Below are 18,460 nucleotides of genomic sequence, written 5' to 3'. Positions count from 1 at the left end.
CCCAGAAGAACAACTTGCCCAAGGCCTGCCCGAAGCAGCCCCAATGGCGATGGCCGACAGAGTACGGTTCTCCGAGATCGACATCCTCCAGCATGTGAACAACAAGGCCTACCTCGACTGGTTCGAAGCCCTGCGCGTTCACTACTACAACACCCATTTCCGTCATCACTTTCGCGGTGAGGCCGAGCCACGGCATGTGGTGCGCAATGCCGATATTCACTACGTAAAGGAAATGGTGCTGGGTGAGACTTACCTGACCACCGCACGCGTCCTGTCGTTTCGACGTACCTCATACACGATGGAACAACAGATCTGGTCTGGAGATCTACGTGCGCGGATGGTCGGTGTCATGGTGTTTCGCACCGCAGATGGCAGCGCAGGCCATCCGATCCCGGACAGCCTGCGACAGCAGTTCGTTGAACTGGATGGTGCGACAGAGGAAAGCTAACTTCTGTCCCCGCTCACATGGACCTTACATGGCCCAATGCACCTGACACTCCGACAGCACCGACTGGATCGGGGCCTCTTCCGGCGGCAATGTCAGGGCGCGATCCAACGCCTCACGCTTTTCTTCGCCGAAAATCACCAGATGCTTGGCCATTGCGCTATCCAGGACATGGGCGGTCAGTGAAATACGCGCTTCAGGCTGGCTATCGGGGCGCATGACGGCCACTTCGGGGGCGTCCGGTGACAACGCCTCGCGCAAGCCGCTCACGCCTGGGAAAAGCGAAGCAGTGTGCATGTCTGTCCCCATGCCCAGCAAGGCCACAGCGAGGCTGCACTGGTCACGGACCTTCTCTGACAGCGGCCCAACAGCTGCATCAGCGTCGACCCCCTCCATATAGAACGGAAGAAAGCTCGCGTCTGCCGCACGGTTGGTCAACAAACGGTTGCGGATCAAGCGCGCATTGGAGCGCTCACTGTCTTCGGGGACCCACCGCTCGTCCGACGCCATGACACAAACGTTTTTCCAATCCAGCTCCGCCGCGCAGAGATCGTCAAAAATCGGTCCAGGTGTCGTGCCACCCGCGACGGCGATCGCTGCCCGACCATTGCGAAGAAGGTGGTTCTTTAAATCGCCCGCGATCCGGTTCGCGACGGAAATAGACAGCATTTCTCTGTCCGGGTATTCGTTGAAATTCATGACCTTGCTCCTCAAACTTGAGGCTCCGCCCATAAGCGGAGCCTGTCGTTGAGCGAACTCTGTCACAGGTTGGCCAGCGGGCCAAGACCGCAGGATGGATCGCTTCAGGTCCGACAGCTGTTAGTTGAGGTGAAATTCGCCAACAACATGTCGCCACTCGCCGCTGGACATCATTTTCCGATGCGAGAACCGCACATGGCGCAACGGGCCCTCGATCTCTTCCTTCCAGAAATCTATGAAAGACAGCAGTCGCGGGTGATCCGGTGCAAGATCGTAGTCCTGCCAAACAAAGGTGTTCAGCACATGGACAAAATCCGGCATGTGGTAGGTGAACTCGGCCGTGGTCAGGCCATATCCCTTGAGCATCAATTCGGTTTCAGATGGGTCCATTTGGGGCCTCCATTGACTGATCGATAAGACCACCCTAATAGGGGCAGGTAAATTTTCATATAAATCAGATTGTTAGCAGATATACGCAGTGGCTGCCAGCATATCCCAAGTAGCTTGCTTGCACGTCATATGCGCAGTCTGATAAGGTGTCTCCACAACATATAGATCCAAATGAGAAGCGGGCAGCCAACGTGAGCGATACGCCGGAAACTCCTGAAAATCCTGATGAAAACCTGCCGGTGCGCCCGTCGTATGACGGACCGACCGTTTCCATCGAATCCGAGATGCGCACGTCGTACCTCGATTATGCGATGTCGGTTATTGTCAGCCGTGCCATCCCGGACTTGCGGGATGGACTGAAGCCGGTTCACCGCCGGATCCTCTATGCCATGCATGAGACCGGCAACACGCATGAGAAGTCTTATCGCAAATCCGCGCGACCGGTTGGCGATGTGATGGGTAAGTACCACCCTCACGGCGACAGCGCGATCTATGACGCATTGGTGCGGATGGCGCAGGACTTTTCCATGTCGCTGCCACTGCTGGATGGTCAGGGCAACTTCGGCTCCATGGACGGCGACAACCCGGCGGCCATGCGGTATACCGAAGTCCGGATGGATAAGCCCGCGGCCTTCATGCTGGCGGATATCGAAAAAGAAACGGTCGACTTCCAGGACAACTACGACGGCAAGGACAAGGAACCGACGGTGCTACCGGCACGGTTCCCGAACATGCTGGTCAATGGCGCCGGTGGTATTGCGGTCGGCATGGCCACCAACATTCCGCCGCACAATCTTGGCGAAGTCATCAACGCGACACTGGCGCTGATTGAAGATCCTGACCTTACGTCTGAACAGCTGATCGACTATGTGCCTGGGCCGGATTTTCCGACCGGGGCCGTGATGCTGGGCCGCTCGGGCGCGCGCAAGGCCTATCTCGAAGGGCGCGGCAGCGTGGTCATTCGCGCGAAAACCCGCGTCGAAGAGATCAGGAAAGATCGCTACGCCATTGTTGTAGATGAGATTCCCTATCAGGTGAACAAGGCCTCGATGATCGAGAAGATCGCCGAGCAAGTCCGCGAGAAACGCATCGAAGGTGTTTCCCACGTTCAGGATGAATCTGACCGTAACGGTGTGCGAGTGGTGGTCGAGCTGAAGCGCGACGCCACTGCCGAAGTGGTGCTGAACCAGCTTTTCCGGTTCACCCCGATGCAGACCTCCTTTGGCTGCAACATGCTGGCCCTGAACGGCGGGCGCCCGGAACAGCTGACGCTGCGCAAATTCCTCACTTCTTTCATCGACTTCCGCGAGGATGTTGTTGCACGGCGCACTGCCTTCAACCTGCGCAAGGCGCGCGAGCGGAGCCACGTGCTCTGCGGTCTGGCCGTTGCCGTTTCCAATGTTGACGAGGTGGTCGCGACCATCCGCTCTTCTGCAGATGCCGCGGAAGCACGGCACAAGTTGATGACCCGCCGTTGGCCGGCTATGGAGATCGCTCCCTACATCCGTTTGATCGATGATCCGACCCACACGATGAACGAGGACGGCACCTATAACCTGTCCGAAGTTCAGGCCCGAGCAATTCTGGAACTCCGCCTTCAGCGCCTGACCCAACTCGGGGTCAAGGAAGTGACGGATGAACTTGAAGAGCTGGCCGGAAAGATCAAGGAATACCTGGAAATCCTCTCTTCTCGCGAACGCATCATGGGCATCATTGCCGATGAGCTGACCGAAGTCAGAGAGAACTTCGCCGTCCCCCGTCGCACCGAGATTGTCGACTGGTCCGGCGATATGGAAGACGAGGACCTGATCGAGCGTGAGGACATGGTGGTGACCGTGACCTCTGGTGGCTACATCAAACGCACGCCGCTGGCCGATTTCCGCGCGCAGAAACGTGGTGGCAAGGGGTTGTCGGGCATGCAGACCAAGGAAGAGGACGTGGTCACCACACTCTTCGTTGCAAATACCCATACGCAGCTTCTGTTCTTCACCACCGATGGCATGGTCTACAAGCTAAAGACCTGGCGCCTGCCGCAAGGCGGACGGACCTCCAAGGGTAAAGCGATCATCAACATCCTGCCCATTCCTCAGGGCGTGTCGATCGCCGCGATCATGCCTGTTGATCGTGCCGAGGAAGACTGGAACGATCTGCAAATCATGTTCGCGACATCTGCGGGAACTGTGCGCCGTAACCGCCTGTCAGATTTCACGAATGTCATGCGCAACGGCAAGATCGCGATGAAGTTTGAGGACGACAACGCGGGCACCAAGCTGATCAATGCACGCATCTGTTCCGAAGATGACGATATCATGCTGGTGACCAACACCGGCCGTGCCATCCGCTTCCCGACAACAGAGGTGCGCGTGTTCAACTCCCGCAATTCTGTGGGTGTGCGCGGCATCAGGCTGGGCGACGGGGACGAGGTTGTCTCCATGTCGGTGATCCGTCATTCCAAATACACGCCAGAGCAGCGCACCGCCTATCTGAAGATGCGCCGCGCCATGGCTGGTCTGACGGATGAAGATGCCTCCGACGAGGATGCGGTCGAAGATCCGAACTTCTCGACCGAGCTGTTTGCGGAGATGTCTGCAGCCGAGAACCTGATCCTCACGATCACTGCAGGAGGCGCCGGTAAGTTGTCCTCCAGCCACGATTATCCAGTCCGCGGACGCGGCGGCATGGGCGTGACCGCGATGGACAAGGCGATGCGCGGCGGCGCGCTGCTGGCGTCCTTCCCGGTTGAGCTCGACGACCAGATCATGCTGGCCACCTCCAAGGGGCAATCGATCCGGGTGCCGGTGGATGGGATCTCGTTCCGCTCCCGCTCTGCTGGCGGCGTCAGGATCTTCAACACCGGCAAAGGCGAAGAAGTCGTCTCCGTGGCCTGGATTGCGGACAACGGCGACGAAGAAGAAGCCGTGGAAGAATAACATCTTACCGGAATAAGTTCTAAAGAACGCCGCTCCAACATGGGGCGGCGTTTTCCGTTTACGCTTCGCTCATGTTTTGGGCGCAAACTTGACCGTGATTTCCGCAATTTGAGTCGGGAGAAGCGGCGCATGAATCTCTACCATTGTCAGATCGACCTTCAACATGAAGCCAAGGCACTGGCGTTTGCCAGCGCTGTGGAACAGTGGATGGAGTACCTAAAGGGGCGAAATGCGATCACCGGTTGGCGCCTATTGCGTCGCAAGCTGAACCTGGCCAATGACACCTGCAAGGATTTCCTGCTGGAGATCGAGTTCGAGAACATGACGCAGCTCGACCAGGCGTTTCGTATTCTGGGGGAGCACGACGAAGAAGTTGCGCGCCTCTATGCCAATGTCAGCGTCCTGATCGCTCAGTCTCACTTTGGTCTCTATCGGCCGTTTCCGGACCCCGAACGCGCAGAGCGTATGGCATTGATCTGAGAACCCCGAGCCAATACTCGGGGTTCAACCCCAATCCATATGTAGCTGGAATTTAAAGGTTATAGATCTCTGAGAACTTCGCCTCGAGATAGGCCATAAGGGGTTCATGGGTCGGCGCCGCGCCAGCCGCATGGATGATCGTATCCTGCGGCTCACGCAGCCCGCCGAACTGCTGGAGGTTTTCACGCAACCAGTCTGTCGCCGCAACAGTATCGCCCTGTGCGAGTTGTGCGTCCAGATCAGTCACATCCTGACGTAGGGCTTCATGCAGGCAGCCTGCATAAACATTGCCCAACGAATAAGTCGGGAAATAGCCAAACAGGCCAACGGACCAGTGCACATCCTGCAGGCATCCGTTCGAGGGCTTGTCGACCGGATAGCCAAAGTCGGCAAGGAAGCGATCATTCCAGGCCGCTTCCAGATCCTGAACCTCCAGATCGCCCGACATCAAGGCCCGCTCCAGATCGAACCGCAGCATGATATGCAGGTTATACTGCAACTCGTCCGCCTCGGTTCGAATATAGCCGTTTTGCACACGGTTCACCGCCGCATAGAACGCCTCTGCCGAGGAAATACCAATATCACCAAAGGCTTCGCGCATTTCCTTGAACAACCATCCGGTAAAGGCACGGCTGCGGCCCAGCTGGTTTTCGTAAATCCGGCTCTGGCTTTCATGCACCCCCATGGACACACCGCGGCCTAGCGCGGTCAGCAGATGCTCGCGGCCAATGTTCTGCTCATAGGCCCCGTGCCCGACCTCATGAATGGTGGAGTAGATGCAGTTGAACGGGTCCTGCGGATTGGTGCGCGTGGTGATCCGCACGTCCAGACCGCTGCCGGAACTGAACGGATGCACGGCCTTGTCCACGCGACCATGGCTCATGTCGTAACCAAAAGCCTTGGCGATCTTGCGAGCCAGCTTCATCTGCGTGTCTTCATCAAAGCTGCCGGACACACCATCAGGCGTCGGCTTCTCCAGAACCCGGGCGCGAAGATCAACCAGGCCGGGGCGCATAGCATCAAAGATTTTCGCGATATCTTGTGAGGTTGTGCCCTGTTCGTAATCCGCAACCATGGCGTCGTATAGGTTGCCACCAGCGGCCAGCGCCTGACCTTCCTGGCGCTTCAGGGCCACGACCTCCTCCAGTACGGGTAGAAACGCGGCCACATCCTCGTCCGCGCGGGCCTGGGCCCATTTGCCCTGCGCTTCGGAAGTCACGCGGGCGATCCTGCTGGCCAAATCTCCGGGCACCTTTACCGCACGCTCGAAGGCGCGACGGATTTCACGCAGCTGCGCGGCTCCGGTCTCATCAGGTGACTTGGCAGTCTCCAGCCATTCCGCAACCCGCGGATCTGAACGACGTGCATGCAACACAGCCTCGATCGCCGCCATTTCCTCACCGCGTTGCGGTGCAGCACCGCGCGGCATCATGGTTTCCTGATCCCAGCCAAGCCTGCCTGCAATCTGGCCAAGTGCTTGAGTTTCGCGTTCAAATGCAATCAGTTCGTCAAAAGAACTCATGTGATCAATGCCCTTTTATTGAAGTTGAAATCGGATACGCAGCCAAGAAACGGGCACGCAGGATCAGCACCCAGACCAGCACGGCCACAATCTGATGCACAATGGCGATCTCCACTGGCGCCGCGGTCAGCACTGTCACGATACCGATCACGACCTGCAAGCTCAGCACCGCAAAGACAGCATTAAAGGCAAAGCGCGTCGCAGCATGGGCACTGCGGCGCCCCCGCATCCATACAACCACAGCAAAGGCGAACAGAAGATAGCCGGTCACCCGGTGAACAAACTGTACCAACCCCGGGTTTTCAAAGAAGTTCTTCCACAAAGGTTCGATCATGAACGGATTGGGCGGCAGGATCTGCCCCCCCATCAGAGGCCAATCGGTGTAGGAGCGTCCAGCGTCAATTCCGGCCACCAGCGCACCGATCAAGATCTGCAGAAAGGCAAAGTGCAGCAACCCTGTGCCCATGCCAAACAGCTTGGCCTCTTTCAGGCGCCGTGCCTGCATCAAATCGCGTTCCTCACGTCCCAGCATGAACATGAACCACGCAAGGTATCCCAAAATGACAAACGCCAGACCCAGGTGCGTTGCAAGCCGATAGGATGCGACGGCAGTCATGCCTTCGCCCTGGGTTACGCCCGAGGCGACCATCCACCAGCCGATTGCCCCCTGAACGCCTCCAAGGAGACCGGGCAACAACAATCGCCCTGTCCAGCCGGTTGGAATGCTGCGCGTGACCAGGAAGCCAAGAAAACCGACCGCCCAGACGAGGCCGATAAAACGACCGAGCTGACGGTGGCCCCATTCCCACCAGTAGATCTGTTTGAAATCAGACAGGTCCATCCATTTGTTCATCAGGTGATACTGGTCGATCTGCTGATATTTCTCGAACTCGGATTGCCAGTCTGCCTCGGTCATCGGTGGCAGCGCGCCGGTCACGGGGCGCCATTCGGTGATGGACAGGCCAGAGTCCGTCAGGCGTGTCAGCCCGCCCACGGCGATCATCGCGACCACCAAGGCAAAGAGCACCGCGAGCCAGACCCGGATCGCACCCCGCGCACCGCGGCGCCCGCGATCCAGTCCGCCCGGCGTCGGTGTCGGCTGCTGTTTCCGGTCAGAGGAAACGTCTTCAAAAATCGTGCGATTGCTCATCTTGGCCTCACATCTTCATCTGGCAGGACGCTAGGGTCTGAGGGTGGAAAGGTCCAGTCGGAGTTAGTCCGGACCGTGGTTCTTCCAACGGACCATCTGTCGCATCACGCCGTGTAGCATCTGCACATCGGCGCGTGTCAGGCGCATGCGGCTCCAGAGGTTGCGAAAGACGGTCTTCATCCCCGGCGCTTTTTCCGGTGGGAAGAAATAGCCGGCCTCGGTCAGGCGATCCTCATAGTGCTTAACCAGCGCTTCGACCTCCTGCCCCGTTGCCCAGTCCGATTTGCCGATCTCAAACGTCTCATCCGGTACGCTGTCCTGCTGGCGGCGCCACTCATAGGCGGAGAGCAACACGCATTGCGCCAGGTTCAAAGACGCAAACTCCGGGTTCACTGGCACGGTGATGATGGCGTTTGCCTTGGCGATGTCGTCGTTTTCCAGCCCGGCCCGTTCCGGCCCGAAAAGCACCGCAACTTTCTCTCCCTGCGCAAGGAGTTCGGAGGCTTTCTTCATCGCACCTTCGGGACTGAAGACCGGCTTTGTCAGCTCACGCGGGCGCGCCGTGGTGGCAAAGACATAGGTGCAGTCGGCAAGCGCCTCGGGCAGGTCCTGCGCCAGCTGAGCCTCGTCCAGCAGCCGCCCGGCACCGGAGGCCATGGCCACCGCCTTTGGGTTCGGCCAGCCGTCGCGGGGGGCCACGATGCGCATCCGGTCCAATCCGAAGTTCCACATGGCCCGCGCGGCCCCGCCGATGTTCTCGCCCATTTGCGGGCGCACAAGCACGAAGTGAGGTTGAGGGCGGTCTGTGGGCATCTGCGAACTCCGGGAAAATCGGCTCTGCCATACTGGCTGCGCCGTGCTGGGGCAAGCCTTCGCCCCCTAAAAACAACGGCTCAGGCCCCCGTGATCCTTGCGTTGCGCGCTATTTCCGGTAAATACCCGCCAATCATGCCAACAGGAGCCTGACAATGGACAGCGCAGAGCAGACACCGGAGCAGCCGCAGATTTACCTGGTTACGCCGCCCAGTTTCGAGTTGGGTCAATTTCCCGGCCAGCTCGCCCGTGTGCTGGACGAGATCGAAGTCGCCTGCGTGCGTCTCGACCTGGTCAGCCGCGACGAGGACACGCTGAGCCGCGCCGCAGATGCGCTGCGCGAAGTGACCCATGCCCGCGATATTGCGCTGGTGATATCCGATCACCAAATTCTTGCAGAGCGTCTCGGTCTCGATGGTGTGCATCTAACGGATTCCTCGAAATCCGTGCGCAGCGCGCGCAAGGCCCTCGGCACAGAAGCCATTGTCGGCTGTTTCTGCGGCGCCTCTCAGCATGAGGGCATCACCGCTGGCGAAGCGGGCGCTGACTATGTCTGTTTTGGCCCCGTCGGCACGTCCGGGCTTGGTGATGGTGCCATTGCCGAGACTGGCCTGTTTCAGTGGTGGTCAGAGATGATCGAAGTGCCGGTGGTTGCCGAGGGTGGGCTCAGCGCCGATGTAGTGCGCGAGATATCTCCCTTCACGGATTTTTTCGCGGTTGGCGAAGAGATCTGGCGCGAGGACGATCCAGTTGCCGCCATGAAGGCGCTGCAAGCTGCTATGAAATAAGCAAAAACCGGGCTTGGTCATGGTTGGCCACGCCCGCCCCTTTACCGCAGAGTAGAAGGGCGCTCTAAAAACCAGCATCCGGTCAGCGCGCAAGGAAACCACCGCGTGCGATGCGATGCCGATGCCACCAAGACCCATCGCACACACGCCGCAGGACGCGCACAGATGCCCGTGACGCAAGGTCACAGTTATCTCTTAGATTCCGCGGGTTTCGCTCCCTTAGCTGACGAAACAGAGCCGCTTCGGCGGACCTGCCGCGCCGCGCCGTCATTTGCTGTGCCGGAATAGGCTTGCGAGAGGCCGCGAAAGGCGGCAAGAGATCGTCATGACTGATTTCACTGATTGTTCCAAACCTGACATCCTTTGCGTCGGCTCGGTCCTTTGGGACATCATCGGCCGCAGCACTATGGAAATGCAACGTGGCTCTGACATGCCGGGGCGCATTACGCGTCTTCCGGGCGGTGTCGCCATGAATATCGCGATGACCCTGGCGCGTTTCGGCATGAGACCCGCCGTGTTGAGCGCCATCGGGCGCGATCCCGAAGGTGATGAGCTGATTACGGCCTGTGGGCATCTCGGCCTCATCACCGACTACCTCTACCGGTCTGAGGATTTGCCGACGGATCGCTACATGGCGGTCGAAGGTGCCAACGGCTTGATCGCCGCCATCGCCGATGCGCATTCGCTCGAGGCAGCTGGCGACAAAATTCTGCGCCCCCTCATCGATGGCCCCCTCGGCACGGAAGCAGCACCGTTTATCGGTCCCATCGCGCTAGATGGGAACCTGAAACTGGCGCTGCTCGACGATATTGCGACCCATCCCGCATTCGCCGGTGCGGATCTGCGTGTTGCACCAGCCTCGCCGGGCAAGGCTGAGCGTCTGCGCCCGTTCCTGACCCATGGGTGCGGCACGCTCTATGTGAATTTGGAGGAGGCCGGACTGCTGTGCCAGACCACCTTTACCGACAGTAAGACAGCCGCCGATGTGTTGCTCTCTCGCGGGGCCGCCCGCGTGTTGGTGACCGACGGCGGACAATCCGCCACAGAAGCCGACGCCAGTGGCGCCCGCACCCAGGTCCCGCCACGGGTCACCGTGGCGCGTGTGACCGGTGCCGGCGACACCTTCATGGCCGCTCATATCGCCGCAGAGTCCCGGGGCGAGGATCGTGACACCGCTCTCTCATCCGCTCTGCGCGCAGCCGCAACCTACGTATCAGGAGAACCTCCCCTGTGATCAATATCACCTATTCCGCCGAAGTCGAAACAGCCCGCGCCGAAGGTAAGCCCATTGTGGCGCTGGAAAGCACCATTATCACGCACGGCATGCCCTATCCGCAGAATGTCGAAGTCGCCGCACAGGTCGAGGACGACATCCGCGCCGCCGGTGCAGTCCCAGCTACGACCGCTGTCATCGACGGCACTCTGCATGTCGGCCTGGAGGCTGATACGCTGCAGTCACTCGGGCTGGCCGAGGGTGTCGCAAAGCTCTCTCGGGCTGATTTCGCAGCATGTCTTGCCACCGGCGGCACCGGCGCAACCACCGTTGCCGCAACGATGATCGCCGCACGCATTGCCGGCATTTCCGTATTTGCCACCGGCGGTATCGGCGGTGTTCACAAGGGTGCCGAAACCAGCTTTGACATTTCAGCGGATCTGCTTGAACTGGCGCAGTCACCCGTCACCGTTGTGGCAGCAGGCCCCAAGGCCATTCTCGATGTTCCCAAAACGCTTGAAGTGCTTGAAACCCAAGGTGTTCCCGTCATCACCTATGGCCAAGACAGCTTTCCAGCCTTTTGGTCCGCGACCTCTGACCTGACAGCGCCACTGCGCATGGACAGTGCTGCAGATATTGCCCGGGCGCATGTGCTGCGCGGCGCCATGGACATTCCCGGCGGCCAACTGGTGGCAAACCCTATCCCGACAGACGCGCAAATCCCGGCGGAAGTCTTGGCGCCTATCATTGCGCAAGCGCAAAGCGAAGCGGATGCTCAGGGTGTCGTGGGCAAGGACGTGACTCCTTTCCTGCTGCAGCGGATTTTTGAACTGACCGATGGCCGCTCGCTGGAGGCCAATATCGCGCTGGTTCGCAACAATGCACGGCTGGCCGCAGAGATTGCCAAAGAATTGGTCAAGCTCTGAGACAATCGAAACCGGCCGCGTGCGAATCCATTGTAGCGGGGGGCAACAGTCCCTAACTTGCATGCAAGCCAATTAGATAGCAGACAATGAACACGCCATTCGACGACCCCCCGCCTCCGCCGCGCCGCCCCGGGCTGTTTGCCCGGTTGCAGTCCTCGTTTCTGACTGGTCTTGTTGTCATCGCCCCCATCGGGCTGACGATTTGGCTGTTGTGGTCAGTGATGGGATGGGTCGACGGGGTCGTCCTGCCGTTGGTGCCAAGCACCTTCCAACCGGAGCAATACGTCGGCATCAACCTGCGTGGCGTCGGCATGATCATTTTTCTGCTGTTCACCATCGTGGTCGGCTGGGTTGCCAAGGGCATCATCGGCCGATCCATGCTTGGATATGGCGAGCGCCTCGTGGCGCGCATGCCGGTGGTTCGTTCCATCTACTCCGGGATCAAGCAGATCTCGGAGACCGTTTTTGCCCAGACAGAACGCAGCTTTGAAAAGGCCTGCATGATCCAGTATCCGCGTCGCGGCATCTGGGCGATCGGGTTCATTTCAACCACCGCCAAGGGCGAGATCCTGAAACACGCCGAGACAAGCGGTCGCCTGGTCAGCGTGTTTGTCCCCACCACGCCAAACCCGACATCCGGGTTCCTGCTATATTTCCCGGAGGAAGATGTCATCGAGCTGGACATGTCTGTCGAGGACGCAGCGAAACTGGTGATTTCGGCTGGACTGGTATATCCCAACGGCAAAGATCCTATAGAGGCGTTGGAGGAGGAAACCTCCGCGTAACGGCCCCCTCTTAGCCAAACATCGCAGCGAGGTCCGCGCTCTGGCGGTTCCCCAGATCTTGGCGATGAGCATCCAGAAACCCTTCCGCCGCGTCTCTGCCTGCCTGTTTCAGCATATGCAGGACCTGCGGGATCGGTATCAGCTTCGTGGTCACCGAAAGCCGCGTCATCAGATCATCGTCCGAGATCATGTGCACGAGCACCCGCTTCATGCGGCCACTGTCCATCGTGCCCTCCGATATCAGCCGCTGCACGAAGGAAATGGCGCGCAATTCCCGCAAGAGCGAGGAATTGAAACTGATCTCATTCACCCGGTTCTGAATATCATGCGCGGTTTTGGGAACCTCTTCGCGCACAAGCGGATTGATGTTTACGACGATCAGATCGTCCGGAAGATCCTTGCGAAACAGTGGGAACAACGCCGGGTTGCCGGTATAGCCACCATCCCAATAGGCTTCAGAGGCGCCAGTTTCCGGGTTCGGAATCTCTATGGCCTGAAACAGATTTGGCAAACACGCCGAGGCCAGAATGGCATCTGTCGACACATCCCCGCCCGAAAACACCCGCACCTTGCCGGTTTGCACACAGGTCGCGCAAATGTAGAGATCGGGTCCGGCATCCGCACAGACCTCGCCAAAATCAAATTGCTCCACCACGGGGCGGAGCGGGTTTTGGTAAAACGGACCATATGAATAAGGAGAGATGGCCTGACTTATCGCCTCCATCGGCGAAAACGGCGCCATGACCTTCAACACGTTGAGCAGCGGGTTGGCGTCAAAACCGGCGATCCAGTTTGCCATGCGCATGTCTCCGACGGCCCCCATGCGCGCCCAAAGCCGGTCCAGCGAAACTTTCGCCCCGTCCCGCCCATCTCGTGCCATTCCCGCCTTAAAGGCAGCACCGTTCAGAGCGCCAGCCGAGGTCCCGGTGATCGCCGCGATTTCGATTTCCTCGTCTTCGAGCAAGCGATCAAGGACGCCCCACGTGAACGCACCATGCGCGCCGCCGCCCTGCAGGGCCAGGTTGATGCGTTTTACCATTTTGAAATCCAATACTTACGGAGTTTAAGTAGCCGGAGCAGGCCCCGGCTACGTGATCAAGAATTGCAGCTCAGAGCGCGGTCCAGCCCCCATCCACACTGATCGTGGTGCCGGTGATCTGCTTGGCAGCGTCGGAACACAGAAAGTTCACGGTGCCACCCAGCTGTTCAACTGTCGCAAATTCACGCGACGGCTGACGCTCCAGCATCACCTTCTTGATCACCTCGTCGCGGTCCATGTTGTATTTTTCCATGGTATCCGGGATCTGCGCCTCTACGAGCGGCGTCAGAACATAGCCCGGGCAAACCGCGTTACAGGTGATCGGCTCTTCGGCCGTTTCCAGTCCAACCGCCTTTGTCATACCAACGATGCCGTGTTTGGCGGCGACATAGGCCGTTTTATATGGCGATGCGGTCAGGCCATGCGCGGAGGCGATATTGACCACCCTGCCCCAACCGGCCTCGCGCATCTTGGGCAAGGCCGCAGCGGTGGTATGAAAGGCGGATGTCAGGTTGATGGCAATGATCGCATCCCATTTTTTGGTCGGGAATTCATCGATCGGTGCCACATGCTGGATGCCAGCATTGTTCACCAGGATGTCACACCGCCCGGCCTGCTCGATCAGCGCACGGCACTCTTCCGCCTTTGACATATCGGCCTTGATGTAGCGTACCTCGACACCAAACTCCTCGGCCATTTCCGCTGCCAGCGCGTGATCCTCGCTCGTGTCGCTAAAGGAGTTCAGCACGACATTGGCGCCGGCGCGCGCCAGCTCCCGCGCGACGCCCAGTCCGATCCCTGAATTGGATCCGGTTACAATCGCGGTTTTACCTGTGACGGACATGTTCGTTCCCCTGAGATCGTGGATGGTTTCCGCCAGCAGCTTTGCATGCTGCAGTCGCGAAATAAATCTCCAATCGAGGGGAAATATCTCGTCCCTCAACCGTCTGCAGACCTGAGGCGATCAGGCTGCTCCCGTATCAAGCCACTACGGGCCGAGACAAAAAAAACGCCGGCGCGAAGCCGGCGTTAAGTTATTGAGGCAGGTTTCATACAGGCAAGAAACCTATCGAGCAGTGACACTGTTATAAGCAATTTCCGGCCTTGGTCCAAGCTAAAAGTTTGAACTCCCTGTAGCGGCGGGATAGCGTTCAGCCATATGAAAATAAGGGCAGCGCAGGATTGTTCTCAAAATGAGACCATTATTTTTCTCACGTCTACGATCCGCAGCAGGTGGAATCGCACTTCTTACAAGCGCAAGTCTCGCGACGGCAGAATCAGCCCATGGCATAGCTATGTATGGCGCACCAGCGCTTCCTCAGGGTTTTGAGGCGCTTCCGTATGTTAATCCAGAAGCCCCCAAAGGCGGGACTGTCGTGTTTGGCAATCTTGGCGGGTTCGACTCGCTGAATCCGTTCATTCAGAAAGGCAATCCGCCCTGGCAAATGCGGTTTTGGGCTTACGAAAGCCTGATGGGTCGGTCTTATGATGAGCCCTTCACGCTTTATGGGCTGTTGGCCGAATCGATTGAAACTGCAGAGGATCGATCCTGGGTCGAATTTACCCTGCGCGAGGAGGCTGAATTCTCCGACGGCAGCCCGGTCACGGTCGAGGATGTGATCTGGTCCTATGAGACGCTCGGCACCGAGGGCAACCTGCGCTATCGGGGGTTCTGGGCCAAGGTCGACAAGATCGAGCAAACCGGCCCACGCAGCCTGCGCCTGACCTTCAACGTCGAGGATCGAGAACTTGCGCTGATTGCGGGCCTGCGTCCGATATTGAAAAAAGCGCAATGGGACGGCAAATCCTTTGCTGATGCCTCCCCCAGCGAGGTCCCGATCGGGTCTTCGCCCTATGTGGTCAGCACTTTCGAGCTTGGCCGCTCGGTGACGTTTGATCGCAACCCCGACTATTGGGGCAAGGATCTGCCGCTGCGCCAGGGCACCAATAACTTCGACACGATGCAGTTGGAGTTCTTCGGCGATCAGACGGTTCTCTTCGAGGCCTTCAAAGCCGGGGACCTCTCGGCCGTGCGCGAATTCAATGCCGCAAAGTGGGACACGGACTATAACTTCACGCGGGTGCAGGACGGCGCGGTGATCAAGACCGAGATCCCGAACCAGAAGCCTTCCGGGATGACCGGGCTGGTCATGAATATGCGCCGTGCGCCATTCGACGACTGGCGGGTTCGCCAAGCGCTGATCGAGGCGTTCAATTATGAATCCATCAACGACACGCTGACCGGCGGCCGCCTGCCCCGTATCACGTCCTATTTCTCCAACTCCTATCTCTCCATGCAACCGGGCCCTGCCACCGGCCGGGTCTCCGAACTGCTGGCGCCCTTCGCCGATGACCTGCCGCCCGGCACGATGGACGGCTATCAACTGCCAGTCAGCGATGGCACCGCAAGCAACCGCAAGAACCTGCGGCGCGCGCGCAAACTGCTACAGGATGCTGGCTGGACCGTCGACAATGGCGTTCTGCAGAATGAGAGTGGCGAGCAGCTGGAGCTGAAGGTTCTGCTGCAACACGGCAACCTCGGTGAAGCAGAGATGCAAAAGGCCGTCGATATCTACGCCGCCGCGCTGGAACGCCTTGGCATCAAACTGACCACGGATCTGGTAGACGGTGCGCAATATGTCGAACGGCAGAGCAATTACGAGTTCGATCTGACCTTCTTTCGCCGCGCCCTGTCCCTCAGCCCTGGCAATGAACAGATGCTCTACTGGGGCAGCGAAGGCGCTGATCTGCCCGGGTCTCGCAACCTGATGGGGATGAACAGTCCCGCGGCTGAGGCCATGATCCAGCATATGCTGACCACCGATTCTGCTGAGGAGTTCATCTCGGCAACACGGGCACTGGATCGCATCCTGACCGCAGGTCGCTACGTCATCCCGATCTGGCAATACACCAAGAGCCGCATCGCGCATAACGCCGATCTACGCTTTCCTCTGCGGATGCCGATCTATGGTGACGGCTACTACTACATGCCCGAAGTCTGGTGGCACGCTGAAGAATAAGATCCATGGAACCGGCCGCTCAGGCCGGTTTTTTGCATCTCAGCAGTCACTTAACTGCGTATGCCCGCAGTGTGGCGCATCATGCGAAGGCAACATGCCGTGCTGCATGCCGCCCTCGCATGTGGTTGCGTCCGGCAGCTCATCGCCGAAAATCACAAAAGCTTTAAGTTTCGCTGACAGATTTGTATTTTCTTGCTACATTGACGCCTAGGATTTCGGATTGTGTCCCTAGATGCGAGTGTTCCGATGACAAACTGGACTGACTTCGACTTGACGCGGAGCCTGCCGCGTTTGCAGCAGCGATTTCCCGACCTTGTCGTCGACAGTCGGCTAAGCGCGGTCACGCAGGCGGACGAGCTGATTGAAGTTCTCGCTTCCGCACAAGGTATATCGATGACAGAAGCCCGCGAAGAGATGCGGGATTTTCTTTATCTGGAAAGCCTCAGGGCGGAGCTGACAGCTTGATAGCAGGCGTTTCGGTCTCCCGAACATCGCCCATCAGACCAGGGATGTCACCCACAGGATCGTTGCGTCATCAGAGCTGGTCGAAACCACGTTATGCCCCATGGCGCCGTCATAATAGGCGCTGTCACCACGCCGCATCTCGATGGGTTCGTAAAACTCGGTAAACAGCTTTACGACGCCGGTCAGCACATACATGAACTCTTCCCCGTCATGGCGCACCCAGCCGTCAAATTCGTCAAGCGCCCGTGCCCGCACCCGCGCGCGATACGGCAGCATATTCTTGCGTGTCAGCCCATCCGCCAGAAGTTCATGTTCGTAGGTCGCCGTTGCATGGGCAGATCCCTCGCCGAATTTGGTCACGATCATACGCCCGTTGACCTGATCGCGTTGCGGCGGAGTGAACAGCTGCGGCACCGAAATCTGCAGTCCCACCGCGAGTTTCTTCAACGCCTCGTAGGTTGGCGACATCTGACCGTTTTCGATCTTGGACAACGTAGACCGCGCAAGCCCGGCCTGACTGGCCGCATGCTCCAATGTCCAGTCGCGCTGTTTGCGCAGCTCCCTGACCCGCGCCCCCAGATCAAGAGGTTCAGGGTCGCTCTGGTCGCCATTGGCATGAGCAATCGAGATCAGTTTCTTCGGGTCGCGTTCTACCATGCACGTCCTATAGAACCGCCTTGGGACCCTTGCAACGCTGACTTGCTCAAATGTCGCTCGCAGGATAGGCATTTCATACTGAATACGCGCGGTTTCGGGATGTCACCACACGAGATTGAAAGAGCCATTGCATTTCAGGATCGACGATCACCATTCGTAGCCTCTGACGTCGAGATCAAGCCGGGGGTGCGCATTCTTACCGGCCTCCTCATAGGTCGCAATGATGTGACCGAAACTGATCTTCGGGCTTTTGCAGATCAGGCGCTCGCAGAGTACAAGAGCCCGAACACCTGTAAACGACTGGCAGAGGTCCCACAAATCTCGACCGGAAACGCCTCTGCCGCGCCCTGCCCGACCTGTTCAAGGACCAGACCATGACCCAGCCGCTCCCGCATGTGAAACTCGACATCCTTTCCGATCCGATCTGTCCTTGGTGCTATATTGGCAAGACGTTGCTGGATCAGGCACTGGCCGCGCAGCCGGATCATCCGTTTGTGGTAGAGTGGCATCCGTTTCAGCTGAACCCGGACATGCCCGCCGGCGGGATGGACCGACGTGAATACCTCGAAGCGAAATTCGGGGGGAAAGACAACGCGGTAAAGGTCTATGCTCAGATCGCAGATCATGCGGCGGAGGCCGGTGTCGAGATCAACTTTGAGGCCATGCAACGCACGCCAAACACCGTAGATGCGCATCGGTTGATCCATTGGGCAGGTCTCGAGTCAAAACAATCTCCCGTGGTTGACGCCCTGTTTCAGGCATATTTTGTCGAGGGGCTGGATATCGGAGATCACGCCGTGCTCTGTGATGTGGCCGAGCGTGCAGGAATGGAACGCGCCGTGGTCGCGAAACTGTTGAGTGGCGACAGCGACATCGAGGATATCCAGTCGCGTGATGCACATTCGCGCGAAGTGGGCGTCAATTCCGTCCCGACCTTCATCATCGCCAATCAGCATGTGGTCCCGGGGGCACAACAACCAGAGCTATGGACCCAAGTCATAGCGGATATTCGCTCACAACTCAGCGCGAACACCGACACGGCTGAAACCGACAATGAAAGCGGTACAATCCACTGATTTAGAAAGGTAATTCACGCATCCAACCGTTTTTAGGTTGCGGATTTGAGACTGGAGCGCAC

Annotated in this window: 18 protein-coding genes; 10 read left to right on the top strand and 8 right to left on the bottom strand. The window is 58.7% G+C overall.

From position 1 onward, the window contains the following. The first annotated feature begins 49 nt into the window (after positions 1-49). Positions 50-448, top strand: a complete 399-nt coding sequence (locus tag CLV89_RS12985; RefSeq protein ID WP_243394998.1) for an acyl-CoA thioesterase — start codon at positions 50-52, stop codon at positions 446-448. 24 nt (positions 449-472) lie between these two features. Here the strand turns inward: CLV89_RS12985 and pgl are convergent, their stop codons facing one another. Together pgl and CLV89_RS12975 are read right to left on the bottom strand one after the other, a co-directional pair. Continuing rightward, a complete protein-coding gene (gene pgl, locus CLV89_RS12980; RefSeq protein ID WP_106164095.1) occupies positions 473-1,144 on the bottom strand; it encodes a 6-phosphogluconolactonase in 672 nt (223 codons plus the stop codon). 120 nt (positions 1,145-1,264) lie between these two features. Beyond that, positions 1,265-1,534, bottom strand: coding sequence for an usg protein (locus CLV89_RS12975; protein ID WP_106164094.1), 270 nt, complete (start codon positions 1,532-1,534; stop codon positions 1,265-1,267). A gap of 191 nt (positions 1,535-1,725) precedes the next feature. Here CLV89_RS12975 and gyrA point away from each other — a divergent pair, with 191 nt between their 5' ends. Both gyrA and CLV89_RS12965 read left to right on the top strand, forming a co-directional pair. Continuing rightward, the gene (gyrA, locus tag CLV89_RS12970; protein WP_207796926.1) at positions 1,726-4,464 is read left to right on the top strand and encodes a DNA gyrase subunit A; all 2,739 of its coding nucleotides are present in this window, start codon (positions 1,726-1,728) and stop codon (positions 4,462-4,464) included. A gap of 129 nt (positions 4,465-4,593) precedes the next feature. Beyond that, positions 4,594-4,944: a DUF6614 family protein gene (locus CLV89_RS12965; RefSeq protein ID WP_106164092.1), complete on the top strand. Its 351-nt coding sequence runs from the start codon at positions 4,594-4,596 to the stop codon at positions 4,942-4,944. Between the two features lie 52 nt (positions 4,945-4,996). Here CLV89_RS12965 and CLV89_RS12960 read toward each other — a convergent pair whose 3' ends face one another. From CLV89_RS12960 to CLV89_RS12950, 3 genes are all read right to left on the bottom strand, one after another. Continuing rightward, the gene (locus CLV89_RS12960; RefSeq protein ID WP_106164091.1) at positions 4,997-6,466 is read right to left on the bottom strand and encodes a carboxypeptidase M32; all 1,470 of its coding nucleotides are present in this window, start codon (positions 6,464-6,466) and stop codon (positions 4,997-4,999) included. A 4-nt stretch (positions 6,467-6,470) separates the two neighbouring features. Then, a complete protein-coding gene (ctaA, locus tag CLV89_RS12955) occupies positions 6,471-7,616 on the bottom strand; it encodes a heme A synthase (RefSeq protein ID WP_106164090.1) in 1,146 nt (381 codons plus the stop codon). A 63-nt stretch (positions 7,617-7,679) separates the two neighbouring features. Further along, positions 7,680-8,429, bottom strand: coding sequence for an RNA methyltransferase (locus CLV89_RS12950; RefSeq protein ID WP_106164089.1), 750 nt, complete (start codon positions 8,427-8,429; stop codon positions 7,680-7,682). Positions 8,430-8,584: 155 nt separating this feature from the next. On the opposite strand from CLV89_RS12950, the gene CLV89_RS12945 reads away from it, so the two are divergent. The 4 genes from CLV89_RS12945 (at position 8,585) to CLV89_RS12930 (ending at position 12,141) form a co-directional block, all read left to right on the top strand. Beyond that, the gene (locus CLV89_RS12945) at positions 8,585-9,217 is read left to right on the top strand and encodes a thiamine phosphate synthase (protein WP_106164088.1); all 633 of its coding nucleotides are present in this window, start codon (positions 8,585-8,587) and stop codon (positions 9,215-9,217) included. A gap of 325 nt (positions 9,218-9,542) precedes the next feature. Continuing rightward, positions 9,543-10,451: a PfkB family carbohydrate kinase gene (locus tag CLV89_RS12940; protein ID WP_106164087.1), complete on the top strand. Its 909-nt coding sequence runs from the start codon at positions 9,543-9,545 to the stop codon at positions 10,449-10,451. Beyond that, positions 10,448-11,356, top strand: coding sequence for a pseudouridine-5'-phosphate glycosidase (locus CLV89_RS12935; RefSeq protein WP_106164086.1), 909 nt, complete (start codon positions 10,448-10,450; stop codon positions 11,354-11,356). The genes CLV89_RS12940 and CLV89_RS12935 overlap by 4 nt, the downstream gene beginning before the upstream one ends. 86 nt (positions 11,357-11,442) lie before the next feature. Then, entirely contained in the window at positions 11,443-12,141 is a 699-nt protein-coding gene (locus CLV89_RS12930) for a DUF502 domain-containing protein (protein ID WP_106164085.1), read from the top strand. A gap of 10 nt (positions 12,142-12,151) precedes the next feature. On the opposite strand, the gene CLV89_RS12925 is transcribed toward CLV89_RS12930, so the two are convergent. Together CLV89_RS12925 and CLV89_RS12920 are read right to left on the bottom strand one after the other, a co-directional pair. After that, the gene (locus CLV89_RS12925; protein ID WP_106164084.1) at positions 12,152-13,180 is read right to left on the bottom strand and encodes a patatin-like phospholipase family protein; all 1,029 of its coding nucleotides are present in this window, start codon (positions 13,178-13,180) and stop codon (positions 12,152-12,154) included. Between the two features lie 70 nt (positions 13,181-13,250). After that, positions 13,251-14,024 carry a 3-hydroxybutyrate dehydrogenase gene (locus CLV89_RS12920; RefSeq protein WP_106164083.1) on the bottom strand — a complete coding sequence of 258 codons (774 nt, stop codon included), beginning with the start codon at positions 14,022-14,024 and terminating at the stop codon, positions 13,251-13,253. A gap of 349 nt (positions 14,025-14,373) precedes the next feature. Between CLV89_RS12920 and CLV89_RS12915 the strand changes: the two genes are divergently transcribed. Together CLV89_RS12915 and CLV89_RS12910 are read left to right on the top strand one after the other, a co-directional pair. Next, positions 14,374-16,200, top strand: a complete 1,827-nt coding sequence (locus CLV89_RS12915; protein ID WP_106164082.1) for an extracellular solute-binding protein — start codon at positions 14,374-14,376, stop codon at positions 16,198-16,200. A gap of 246 nt (positions 16,201-16,446) precedes the next feature. After that, the gene (locus CLV89_RS12910; RefSeq protein ID WP_106164081.1) at positions 16,447-16,665 is read left to right on the top strand and encodes a hypothetical protein; all 219 of its coding nucleotides are present in this window, start codon (positions 16,447-16,449) and stop codon (positions 16,663-16,665) included. A 33-nt stretch (positions 16,666-16,698) separates the two neighbouring features. Here the strand turns inward: CLV89_RS12910 and CLV89_RS12905 are convergent, their stop codons facing one another. Continuing rightward, positions 16,699-17,322: a helix-turn-helix domain-containing protein gene (locus CLV89_RS12905; RefSeq protein WP_106164080.1), complete on the bottom strand. Its 624-nt coding sequence runs from the start codon at positions 17,320-17,322 to the stop codon at positions 16,699-16,701. Between the two features lie 374 nt (positions 17,323-17,696). Here CLV89_RS12905 and CLV89_RS12900 point away from each other — a divergent pair, with 374 nt between their 5' ends. Then, entirely contained in the window at positions 17,697-18,398 is a 702-nt protein-coding gene (locus CLV89_RS12900) for a DsbA family oxidoreductase (protein ID WP_106164079.1), read from the top strand. The last annotated feature ends 62 nt before the right edge of the window (positions 18,399-18,460 follow it).

This window comes from Tritonibacter scottomollicae (genome assembly GCF_003003215.1).
Lineage (GTDB): Bacteria > Pseudomonadota > Alphaproteobacteria > Rhodobacterales > Rhodobacteraceae > Epibacterium > Epibacterium scottomollicae.
The sequence above is the reverse complement of the archived record's forward strand: the minus strand, read 5'-3'. Positions and strand labels throughout refer to the sequence as shown.